Origin of the sequence: Paraburkholderia sp. NPDC080076, assembly GCF_050281145.1 — a bacterium.
Lineage (GTDB): Bacteria > Pseudomonadota > Gammaproteobacteria > Burkholderiales > Burkholderiaceae > Paraburkholderia.
In genome coordinates, this window is the sequence record NZ_JBNNWQ010000006.1 from 415,038 (window position 1) to 426,812 (window position 11,775).

At 62.2% G+C, this 11,775-nt stretch carries 7 protein-coding genes and 2 pseudogenes; 2 read left to right on the forward strand and 7 right to left on the reverse strand.

Annotated elements, in window-relative coordinates; all coding sequences use genetic code 11:
- Positions 1-35: 35 nt before the first annotated feature.
- A pseudogene (locus ACQKRQ_RS25715) lies at positions 36-460 on the forward strand (hypothetical protein); the annotation flags it as partial.
- A 103-nt stretch (positions 461-563) separates the two neighbouring features.
- Here the strand turns inward: ACQKRQ_RS25715 and ACQKRQ_RS25720 are convergent.
- On the reverse strand, positions 564-2,378 hold the full coding sequence (locus ACQKRQ_RS25720) for an L-lactate permease (RefSeq protein ID WP_427480253.1): 1,815 nt from the start codon (positions 2,376-2,378) through the stop codon (positions 564-566).
- 185 nt (positions 2,379-2,563) lie between these two features.
- Entirely contained in the window at positions 2,564-3,922 is a 1,359-nt protein-coding gene (locus tag ACQKRQ_RS25725; protein ID WP_427480255.1) for an Nramp family divalent metal transporter, read from the reverse strand.
- A gap of 883 nt (positions 3,923-4,805) precedes the next feature.
- On the opposite strand from ACQKRQ_RS25725, the gene ACQKRQ_RS25730 reads away from it, so the two are divergent.
- Positions 4,806-5,228: a universal stress protein gene (locus tag ACQKRQ_RS25730; RefSeq protein WP_132380895.1), complete on the forward strand. Its 423-nt coding sequence runs from the start codon at positions 4,806-4,808 to the stop codon at positions 5,226-5,228.
- Between the two features lie 481 nt (positions 5,229-5,709).
- On the opposite strand, the pseudogene ACQKRQ_RS25735 reads toward ACQKRQ_RS25730, so the two are convergent.
- The 5 genes and pseudogenes from ACQKRQ_RS25735 to ACQKRQ_RS25755 form a co-directional block, all read right to left on the reverse strand.
- Positions 5,710-5,800, reverse strand: a pseudogene (locus ACQKRQ_RS25735) (DDE-type integrase/transposase/recombinase); the annotation flags it as partial.
- 70 nt (positions 5,801-5,870) lie between these two features.
- On the reverse strand, positions 5,871-6,908 hold the full coding sequence (locus ACQKRQ_RS25740; RefSeq protein WP_427480257.1) for an XdhC family protein: 1,038 nt from the start codon (positions 6,906-6,908) through the stop codon (positions 5,871-5,873).
- Positions 6,909-6,959: 51 nt separating this feature from the next.
- Entirely contained in the window at positions 6,960-8,318 is a 1,359-nt protein-coding gene (locus ACQKRQ_RS25745; RefSeq protein ID WP_132381356.1) for an MFS transporter, read from the reverse strand.
- A 59-nt stretch (positions 8,319-8,377) separates the two neighbouring features.
- The gene (locus ACQKRQ_RS25750) at positions 8,378-10,039 is read right to left on the reverse strand and encodes a UbiD family decarboxylase (RefSeq protein ID WP_408181249.1); all 1,662 of its coding nucleotides are present in this window, start codon (positions 10,037-10,039) and stop codon (positions 8,378-8,380) included.
- Positions 10,040-10,240: 201 nt separating this feature from the next.
- Positions 10,241-11,713 carry an NAD-dependent succinate-semialdehyde dehydrogenase gene (locus ACQKRQ_RS25755; RefSeq protein WP_427480259.1) on the reverse strand — a complete coding sequence of 491 codons (1,473 nt, stop codon included), beginning with the start codon at positions 11,711-11,713 and terminating at the stop codon, positions 10,241-10,243.
- Positions 11,714-11,775: the final 62 nt, after the last annotated feature.

Genomic DNA, 11,775 nt, shown 5'->3' on the forward strand with positions numbered 1-11,775 from the left:
GCCCAGGGGTTTTCCCGGTTTCGCTGACGGATGTGCTCGACCGCGCGATGGACATCGTCTGGTTGATGTGCGAGGAATTGCAGGCCCGGGTTCCTGAGCCTCGGCGAGGGCTTCCCCCGTCGAATGGTTGAATGAAATACGGATAGACCAACAGCGTGTCATACGCACCGGTCCCGGCTCGTTGTTTCGATACGGACGCCGGTTTGGCTTTATGCCGTTGCGACAGTATTTTCGGTAGGAGCTTGCGGAGTGCAAAATAGAGGCAGCGGCGGACGGCGACTGACATCAGCCCTGCGAAGGCGCATTGAGTGTTTCGGTTGGCGGAGGTGCATGCGTCATCGTGGTCGAAAGCGATGCGCTCGCTGACCTGCGGTTGCGATCTGCCACACGAATCCCGGTGCTCGACCAGCTACGACGGACCATCTACCTCGGTAGCTTCTCCACGAGCGCATCGGCCGCGTCGGGGACTTACAACCAGTCCGACATACGTTGCTGTCGCATCGTGATCCTACACTTTGCGATCGTTCCAGAATCAAGACAATCGTTGACCTGGCTTTGTGCATTCATTTGACGGCGGGTGGTACCGGAATCATCCCCGGGAAGACATACGCCTGCAGCATGGCAATCACGCCGATCACCGCCGCGCCAGCGATCGAATGAAAGAATACAGTCCGGAAAATCGGTCCAAGCGCGAACGACCGCTCCTTCGGATCGTCGTAGCAGGCGGCGCACGCGACCATGATGGATTGTGCGTCGATCATCTTGCCCATTACACCGCCCGTCGAGTTTGTCGCCACGATCAGGATGGGGTTCAGATTGAGTTGCTGCGCGGTGATGCGCTGCAAGCTGCCGAAGAGGGCGTTTGACGCCGTGTCGGAGCCCGTCAGGAATACACCGAGCCAACCCAGGTACGCCGCGAAGAACGGATAGAGAACCCCGGCACCCGTGAATGCAAGACCGAGGACTGCATCCGTGCCTGAGTAGCGCGTCAGGAACCCCAAGCCGAGTACCTGGGCAATGACCAGCACCGGGATCTTCATCCTGCGCATGGTCTGCATGAAGGCGTCCTTCCATTGCGTTGCGCTCAACCTGAGTGCGAGACCGGAAAGCACCGCTGCAACAAAAACGCCTGTGCCCGCGGCGGACAACCAGTTGATCGTGAATCGGGCCGCCTCCGCTTTCGCGTTGACGGGTACGACAGGCGGCATCCGTTGCACGAGGTTATGCAGCGCGGGCATGTCCCACACAGGCAGCGACAACGACCCCTTGAGCGGAGAGCCGAGCAGCGTCGTGGAAAATGTGACTCCGGCGAACAGGTTGTTGAGGAACTTCTTGAACTCCGGTACGCCCCACAGTGCACAACAGGCGATCAGAATCACCCACGGCATCCACGCATAGGCGGTTTCGGCGGCTGAGTAGCTGTACTTCCACGTGGTGCTTTCTGTCGTCGTGGTTGCCGTGCTCTTGCTTGCCAACGCGAGTGCCTCACGTTCGGAGCGGAGCAGGAAGCGTGTTTTTGGTTGCCAGACGAAGCGCAGGAACAGCGCCGTGCAGATCACCGAAAAGACGCCGGATACCACGTCGGTCATCAAATGGAGTGCGGTGCTCCCGGAAGCGTAGAACTGCATGAGCGCAAACGATCCACCCGCGCACAGCATTGCCGGCCAGACTTCGAAGACTTGCTTCCATGACCCGCCTTCCATCTTCACGAACGTCGCGACCAGCCAGAAGGGCACGAGAACCGACACGAACGGCAACTGGTGGCCCGCCATCGTGGAAAGCGTGACCTGATCGAGTTCGCTCACGGCCGCGAGTGTGATGATCGGCGTGCCGATCGCGCCCCAGGCGACCGGCGCGGTATTGGCGAGCAGATTCAGCACGGCGGACTGAAATGGCTTGAAGCCGAGGCCTACCATCACTGCCCCTGCGATCGCGACGGGTGTCCCGAAGCCCGACGTGCCTTCGATGATTGCGCCGAATGAGAAGGCGATCAATACGCACTGCAGTCGGCGATCGAACGAAATGTGGACGATCGACTCCTTGACGATCTCGAACTTCCCGGTAACAACGCTCATCGTGTAGAGGAACATTGCGGCCAGGACGATCCAGATAATTCCCAGAAATCCAGAAAGGGAGCCCAGCGCAAAGGCCGAGATGGCCGTCACCACCGGCATCCGGAAAACCAGACACGAGATGATAAAGGCGGCGACGACGCCGAAAAAAGCCGCATAGGGCGCCGAGATGCCCAAGTGCACGTTGCCCTGCGTATCACGGCGGCGGTGCAAGGCAATGAAATAGAGTAGCGTCAGAATCGGGATCGCGGCAACGATCGTGGAAAGGAATGCATTGCCCAACGGGTCATAGGTCTGCTGGTACATGGCTTTCCTTTTTGATCTTAGGATTCGCGCCCCGCTCGTAGTCCATTCGAGGTCTCACAACCACCGGGAAACTTCGATAGCGCCAAGGCAACGCTATTTCCTTACAGATTACGACTGATGCTTTGAGGTATAGCGGGCGAAATCATCGATTTCAAGTTTTGCGGCTGCCACGGCGAGCGCCCGCGCTATCCGGAGACCGTATCAACCAGGAGCTTGAGGTTGAGTATCACGATGACGCCCGCTACAAGCCACGCGAGCAGCGTCATCCATCGTGGGGTGACACAGGCGCCCATTTTGAGTTTGTCCGATGTAAAGCGCACGAGCGGGATAATGGCGAACGGAAGCTGCATCGAGAGGATCACCTGGCTTAGCACCAGAAGCTGCGCCGTGCCTTTCTCGCCGTAGAGAGCGGTGACGACCACGACCGGCACGATTGCGATGCCGCGTGTGACCAGCCGGCGCGCCCAGTAGGGCATGCGAAGCCTGAGAAAGCCCTCCATGACAATCTGCCCCGCGAGCGTCGCCGTCACGGTCGAATTGAGCCCCGAGGCGAGCAGTGCAAGCGCGAACAGCGTCGATGCGATGCCGAGCCCGAGCAACGGCGAAAGAAGCCTGTAGGCCTCACCGATTTCGGCGACGTCCGTGTGGCCGGTACCATGAAACACGCTCGCTGCGACCATCAGGATCGCCGCGTTGATGAAGAGCGCGAGCATGAGCGCAATGGTGCTGTCCGTCGTGGCCCATCTGATCGCATCGCGCCGTCCCTCATCGTCGCGCGCGTATGCCCGGGTCTGCACGACCGACGAGTGCAGATACAGGTTGTGCGGCATAACCGTCGCGCCGATGATGCCGATTGCGACATAGAGCATCTCGCGGTTGGTCACGATTTCCGGCGAGGGCACGAAGCCCCGCAGCACGGCCATGACCGGCGGCGCCGCCGCGACGATCTGCACCGCAAAGCACACCGCGATCACGAGCAGCAGCGCGATAACGAAGGCTTCGAGAAAGCGGAAGCCCTTGTTCATCAGGAGCAGCAGCACAAAGGCGTCGAACGCGGTGATAAGCGCGCCGGCGATAAGCGGGATTCCGAAGAGCAATTGCAGCGCAATAGCCGTACCGATCACCTCAGCGAGATCGCATGCGATGATCGCCGCTTCGCAGGCGAGCCACAGCATGATATTGACGGGCCTCGAATAATGCGCGCGGCACGCCTGCGCTAGGTCGCGCCCAGTCGCGATCCCTAGACGCACCGATAGCGCCTGCAGCAGGATCGCCATGAGATTCGACAGCAGGATCACCGCGAGCAGTGTGTAGCCGAAGCGCGAGCCGCCGGCAATGTCGGTTGCCCAGTTGCCCGGATCCATATAGCCGACGGAGACCATGTAACCGGGACCTGCGAATGCGGCAAGCCTGCGCAGCCAGTGCCCACCCTGCGGCACGGTGATGGAGGAATGCGCTTCCGGCAAGCTTCGATCGAACTCGTCGCCCGGCCTCGAGAACCTCCAGGCGAACCGTGACGCGGGCAGTTCTTTATCGTTGGACATGTGATTGCTCTGCTGGAGCGATGTTGGGTCAGGAAGTTCCCCAACAGTAATTATGCCAAACGCGCGGAAAAATCACGCGTCCTTCAGGACGTGAAGCGACTGGCTCATGTCGGGCAGCCGGAAACTGCCGCTCACGAGTCGATTCCGAACGGCTCAAAGGGTCGAACCCGGCCAGCCGTTGAATTGGAGCAAAATGAATGAAGCGGCGCAGAGCGGACAGTGGCGCAGCACTCAGAGCTTGATCATTTGAATAGTATGCGATTTCTCTTTGGGTTCGGGCCGTCTGGAACCCTCATGTCTATTGAGACGCTTTTGCACGAAAAAGCTGGATCAAGCATGAAGTCGCGCGGATTTCCGACGCGTGCCTCACGGCTAGACACGAGGGAATCGCGCATTGAGGCGCGCTGGGGTTGGGCGCAGCCTGTTTTCCGGAAGAACAGGGACGTGGACGTGCTGCTCAACGGCGGAACATTGAAGTGCGCCTGTACATACAGTTGCGCGTCATTGGTTCTGCCATGCGTTGTTCGAAAGAGGGAGACGTCATGAACAAGCTTACGTCCGTTCTCGTGTGGGCTGTCGCTTGTGCTGGGATGCAAATCGGCGACCCGCCGCGCGTCGCGGCCCGTCGGCCACTTGTGACAAATTCAATTCGCGATCCACAGTTTTTTGCGTGACGAGGGTAAACCGGCTTGCATGAGGCCCTTTAAGCGTTGAAACCAGAGCCCTGAGCCACGCGAGGTATTTACGCTTTGTGCACGGTACTTTCGCTTTCAGATGAGCCTGCGCGACATAGCGGGCTCACTTTTCACCCTCGCGCTTGAACGAGTCGCAGCCGTGTCCGGTGCTATCATGACCGCTCCAGCCGGCTTATGTGAGGTCCGCCATGAATATTCTCTTGCCGGTGGACGGTAGTGAGTTCACGCAACGCACACTTGACTACGTTGCAAGCCATGGCACGCTGTTCGGGCCAGGACATACCTATACGGCATTTACGGCTGTCGCTCCAATTCCCGTACACGCAACACGGTATTTGAACCGTCCTATCGTCGAAGAGTACTATCGTGACGAGGCTGAGAATGTACTGGCGCCGTTGCGCGAGTCAGCAAAACTTCATTCGCTCTCCATTACGACTCAGTACGCCATCGGTCACGCTGCAGAAACCATCGCCGCATTCGCCAGGAACGAGCATCAGGATCTCATCGTGATGGGTTCCCACGGCCACTCGTGGATTGCGAACGTCATTCTTGGCTCGGTAGCGACTGGCGTGTTGGCACGCTGCGACGTGCCGGTACTCCTCGTTCGCTAGATCCGATCCACGCAATAGCGACAGTCGGATTCTCCTGTCGTCGGCCAGGAAGCGGCATTCGCCTGCACCGTCGCTCCGACATTCATACGTCGTTTCCACCCAGAAAGTGGCTATTCAATTCACGCGGAACGACGCCTGGCGACTCAGGCGGTGAGGTGCCCGACGGACAGGCGACGTTAACCGGGACGACACGCTTGATACCGAGGAGGTAATCCGCGCGCGTGGCTCGCCTTCAAAAAACTGACCATTGGGCTTGGCGAATATAGGAATCGGCCCCTTTGCGCGCTAGCCTCGGTCCTCCGGGAATTCCTCGCGGCATGATGGTAGACCATGCCTGCGTCTTTCGGCTCTGGTGTACATAGGTGGCGTGGCCGAAATGTTTCTTATAGATATGGATGCCTTATTGATTGAACGGGAGTGCATTCCAGGCCGAGGACGCGGTGGCGTCCTTGAGCCCGAGAGCGGAAAGATCGAACTGACAAGTCCACTGTCTGGCCGACCCGATCCACTGCCCGATACAGATAGAGCCACCGGCCACGGATCTTCAGATAGGTCTCGTCAACACACCATGACCGCTCTGGCGGGGCGTGCCAAAACTTGGGATGACCTGCTTCAATCTTTCAGCCACATCCACAACATGAATCAGCGACGCGCGCCCACGGTGCAGCTCGTCTGTTGATTGGCCACGATATCAAGCGCGGCCTTTGCCTCTTCGACCCGTAATCCATCCGGCAACGCCACACCGTTCTTGACCGCCGTCACCTCGGCCAGTATCGACACCGCGATTTCGGGCGGCGTCCGGCTGCCGATAAAAATGCCGACGGGTCCACGCAGCCGGGTAAGTTCTTCGTTACCGAAATCGAAATACGTTTCCAGCCGCTCACGCCGCGCGGCATTGCTTCGGCGCGAACCCAGCGCGCCAACGTAAAACGCGGGCGTTCGCAGCGCCTCCATCAGAGCGAGGTCGTCGAGCTTCGGATCGTGTGTGAGCGCAATCACGGCGCAGCGCTCGTCGAGTTTCATATCGAGCACGGTGTCGTCCGGCATCGTACGCACGAGCGTCGTGCCGGGTACGTGCCAGGCGTCGGTGTACTCCTCGCGCGGATCGCAGACGGTCACTTGATAGTCGAGCCCGAGTGCGATCTGGCAAAGATATCGCGAGAGCTGACCGGCACCGATCACGAGCATCCGGTAACGTGGGCCGTGAACGGTCAGGAGCCTGCGCCCGTCGAAATCGACGCCGTCGGTCGAGTGCGCCGGCACGAGCCTAGCCGCGCCGCTCTTCATATCGAGCGAGCGCGCGACGAGTTGCCCGGCAGCCACCCGCCGGCACAGATCGTCGATGCCGCTTGCGCGCGTCAGCGGCTCGAGCACCAGCTCGATCGTGCCGCCGCACGGCAAGCCGAAGCGGTGCGCCTCGTCGGCGGAGATGCCGTATTTGAGGACTTCCGGGCGCGTCGGTCCGATGCCGAGCCGGCGCACGCGGTCGATCAGGTCGTCCTCGATGCAGCCGCCGGATACCGAGCCGACCACCGAGCCGTCCTCGCAAATCGCCAGCATGGCCCCTTCGGGCCGCGGCGACGAACCCCACGTCCTGACTACGGTGACAAGCAGCACGCGCTGGCCGCCCTCGATCCAGCGAACGCTCGCCTTCAGCACTTCGAGATTGACGCTATCCATGAAAATACCGGGTGATTGCCTGACCGTAACCTGGGCTTCGGAAGTAACCCGTCAGTGTCGCGACAGCGCCGAGCGCAAAGACATTTCTCGCGCGGCTTCTGGCGTGATAGTTCTGTTGAGCATGAAACAGGCGACACCGGCCGCCAGCATGGGCAACGCAGCGAGAAGAAAGATCGTTCCGATCGGCGTTCCGATGGCGATCAGGACACCGGCGAGCAGCGGGCCGAGGATGGCGCCAATGCGCGCCACCGCGAAGGAGGCGCCGGTCGCGGTCGAACGGATGAAGGTCGGATAGATCATGCTCGAAATGGCATTGAGGCCGATATTTCCCCCCAGGACCAGCAGACCCGAGACCAGCGCCATCGCCATGGTGAGACTGGCGCCCGTACCCACGGCCAACCCGAGGGCCGCCACCGGAATGGCGCCGAGGATCATCGTCAGCGTCATCACCCGTACGCCTTTCTTGTCGATCATCCAGCCGAAGAACCAGCTGAAGCCGGCACCAAGCTGGAACAGGGCCTGGCTGCGGGCCGCATTGGCGAAGCCGATCTCGTCGGTGAGCAGCGTCGTCATCCACTGCGACAGGAAGAAGTGGGTGACGAAGGAAAAGCCAAGCGCCAGCCACAGGAAAGCGGTCATGGCCGAACGGCCCTCGGTGAAGAGGTGCGTCACCGGCACACCCGTGCGCGCCTGCTCCTGGATGGTGAAGCGCGTGTCGTCCGCGAATTGCGCGCTGGGTTTCAGCTTACGGGCATAGGCCAGGATGCGTTTGCTGGAGGGGTTGCGCAGGATCAGGTAGCGGATGGATTCCGGGAGGCCGGCGAACAGGATGATGCCCGCCACCACGGCGCCCGCGCCACCGAGATAGAAGACCGAGCGCCAGCCATAAGCCGGGATGATCTCCGCCGCGAGAAGGCCGCCGCCGGACGAGCCCGCGGTGTAGCCGAGATAGAGGAGGGTAATGATCAACCCCCGCTTACCCGAGCGGGCGTAGTCCGTGATCAGCGAGACCGCCATCGGCATGCCGCCGCCGATGCCGAGCGCAGCGCAAAAGCGCAGGATCGACAGTTCGACCAGGTTGTGGGCGAACGGCACGGCGAACGTGAAGGCGCCGAACAGCGTGGTAGCCAGCAGGATGGCGCGCCGCCGGCCGATGCGGTCGGCCAGCATGGCGAAGACGACCGAACCCGCCATCCAGCCGACGATGCTGACGTTGAACACGGGCGTCATCAGGGCCCGGTTGATGCCCCATTCCTTGATGATGCCGGGGGCGGCGTAATTCAAAGCCTGATTGTCGAAGCCGTCCGCCAGCATGACGAGGGCGCACAGAACGAAGAGGGTCACGGTGAACCAGCTGCGTTCCTGCGTCTCGACGACCTGGGCGATATCGACGGTATTCTTTTGAGTCATGGCGGTCTCCGGATGCCTCTGCTCCAACGGCTGTTTACCTTCGGTTGGCACGTTGGTGCTCATTCGCCGTGGCCGCCCGAAGCTTCACGCACCGGTGTTTCCGGCTTCACGCCGCCACGCCGGTTGGCCCAGGTGCGCTCGCCCGTCTCGCGCCAGCCGCCGGAGGTCGCCGCCTCTGCATACTCATCCCAGCGCTTGTCCCAGTCGCCCAGGTGATAGCCATGCCAGGGTGACTGCGGCGTGAGGGAGGGGAGTTGCAGCTCTTCCCAGATCTTGCGTGCCGCGCTCATGTAGGGCTCGGTGGGCAGCGCCAGCGGCGGCATGGCGTGCTTCAGCGTCGCGTCGATCAGCAGCGTACTTTCGAGCGGCGCGCGACCGGACTTGGGGCCGTGACCGCTGGCGCGATAGGGTGTCACGTGCAGGTCGTGTGTGAAGTCGGACCGATAGGCCAACGACCAGAAGATCGCATCGGCGTTTTCCGGGTTGATATCCTCGGAGACCGCGATGACCAGCTTGCCGCACTGCGCCTGCAGTGTCGCGGCCCCTTGCAGGCCGCGCCAGACCTCCGCCTGCTGCGTGCCGCGCGCGAACTGGAGGAAGATCACCTTGCGCAGGTTGGTCAGCGGCTCGTGCATCACCACCCGCTCGATGCCGCGCACGCCCATCACCTTGCGCAGATGCTCGAGATATAAGGGCTCGTAGGCCACTTTCTTCAGCACGGAACTTTCGCTGGGCGTGACCTGGCTGATGATCGAGACGAAGACCGGCTTCTTCTTCATCGTGATCGCCGTGACGTGCATGGACATGTTGTAGTCTTCGAGCGCGATGTGGCCGTGGCTTTCGCCGAACGGGCCTTCGGGCTCCAACGCATCGGTGTCGATCAAGCCTTCGATCACGATTTCGGCATCGGCGGGAACGACGAGATCGATGGTTTTGCAGCGCACCACCTCGACCGGCGCGCGCATCAGGCCGCCGGCAACGGCCATCTCGTCCTGGTCGATCTGGAGCTTCTGCGGCCCGGTGAACAGCACGGCGGGCGCGCAGCCCAACACGATCGCACACGGCATCTGCTCGCCCTTGGCCCGATATTTCTCCCAATGGAGATAGCCACCGGCACCCGACAGGCGGCTCGCCATGCGCACACCCAAGCGGTCTTCCGACTTCAGTGCGGCGCGGTAAGTGCCCATGTTCTGGACGCCGCTGTCGGGATCTTTGGTCACGCAGAGCGTCGCGGTCAGATAGGGCGCCGCGTCGAAGCCTGGCGTGGAAACCGGCACCGGCAGACGCGACAGGCCGTTTTCCTTCAGCGCATCGCCGCTGATCACCACCTCCTGGCAGGGCGCCTGCTCCACCATGACGGGTGGAACCGGCTCGGCGATCGCCTCCGTCCAGGCCTTGCCGATCTGCTCGACAGGCAAGCCCAGGCCGGTAGCGTAGATCTCCGGCGAGGCGGCAAGCCCGCCGATCAGCACCGGGATGTCATAAGTCCGGCCGTCGCCGTCGACCACGTTGGTGAACAGGAAAGCGCGGCGCTGATCTTCGTGCAGCCCGCCCTGGAACTGCCAGCGCGCTAGCGGGTGCAGTTCCGTATCCTTGTTGATCGGCCGCTCGATGCGAGTCAGCAGCCCCTTGGCTTCCAGCCGGGAGATATGTTCCTGCAGATTACGCGGAGCACCGCCGGCCGTTGCCGTTCGCGAAAGATCGTGAGGCGATGATGACATTCTGTCTCCTTAGCGTGAAACCCAGCAGGTGGGTAAATTGGTGTGATTGTATGATTGCATAACAGTATTACGGATGTCAACGCGACGCCGCCCACTGACGCATGGCGCCCCGGCGGCGTCTGGATTGCTGTCGAACGAGCGCTGGGCGGTGGTCTTGACGTAATGAATCCGGCTGGCAGCCTGCTGCCGAAGCGGCATCGCTCAGAGGCCGCCCATGCACAGGTACTTGATCTCGAGATATTCCTCGATGCCGTACTTCGAGCCTTCGCGGCCGAGGCCGGATTGCTTGACGCCGCCGAACGGGGCGACTTCGTTCGAAATCAGGCCGGTGTTGATGCCGACCATCCCGTATTCGAGCGCCTCGGACACGCGCCAGATCCGGCCTATGTCACGGCTGTAGAAGTAGGCGGCAAGACCGAACTCGGTGGCGTTCGCCGCCTCGATTGCTTCGCGCTCCTCGTGAAAGCGGAAGAGCGGGGCGACCGGGCCAAAGGTCTCCTCGCTGGCAAAGCGCATCGACGCGGTGACGCCCTCGACCACGGTCGGCTCGAAGAAGAGCTTGCCGGCCGTATGACGCTTGCCGCCGGCGAGCACGCGCGCGCCGTGCGCCACCGCATCGGCGATATGCGCTTCGACCTTCTCGACGGCGGCCTCGTTGATGAGAGGGCCTTGCGTGACGCCGGCCTCGAACCCGTTGCCGACCTTGATGCGGCCGACCGCCGCCGCGAATTTTTCGGTGAACGCGTCGTACACGCCGTCCTGTACATAGAAGCGGTTCGTGCAGACGCAGGTTTGCCCGGCATTGCGGTACTTCGAGGCGAGCGCACCTTCGACTGCCGCGTCCAGGTCGGCATCGTCGAACACGATGAACGGCGCGTTGCCGCCCAGTTCGAGCGAGAGTTTCTTGACCGTCGGCGCGCACTGACTCATCAGCAGTCGGCCCACCGGCGTCGAGCCGGTGAACGAGAGCTTGCGCACGATCGGGTTGCTGGTCATCTCCGCGCCGATCGCGCGCGGATCGCCGACGACGATACTGAACACACCGGCCGGCACGCCGGCGCGATGCGCCAGTTCGGCCAGCGCGAGCGCCGACAGCGGCGTGGCTTCGGCCGGCTTCACAATCATGGCGCAGCCGGCGGCGAGCGCGGGCGCGACCTTGCGCGTAATCATCGCAGCCGGGAAATTCCACGGTGTAATCGCGGCGCAGACGCCGATCGGCTCCTTCGTCACGAGCATCCGCTTGTCGGTGGCCGGCGAGGCGAGCACGTCGCCGTCGACCCGCTTGGCCTGCTCGGCGAACCATTCGATGAACGACGCTGCATAACCGATCTCGCCTTTCGCTTCCGCGAGCGGCTTGCCCTGCTCGGCCGACATGATCATCGCGAGGTCGTCGGTATTCGCGACCATCAGCGCGTGCCAGCGCTTCAGGATGGCCGCGCGCTGCGCCGCGGTGAGCGCGCGCCAGCCGCGCTGCGCGCGTTCGCCGGCTTCGATCGCACGGCGCGTCTCGACGCCGGTCATCAGCGGCACGTCGGCGATCTTCTCGCCGGTGGCGGGATCGTTGACGGCGAAGGTGCGGGCGTCGTCGGCGCCGCACCATGCGCCATCGACATAGGCGAGCGCGCGCAACAGGCTCGGATCGGCGAGCCGGGAAAGCGGATTGGATTCAGTCATGATCGTCGCAAAGGGCGGGCCCGCCCACGCTAGCGGCGCGGCGGGCCTGAGATGTTGATGAA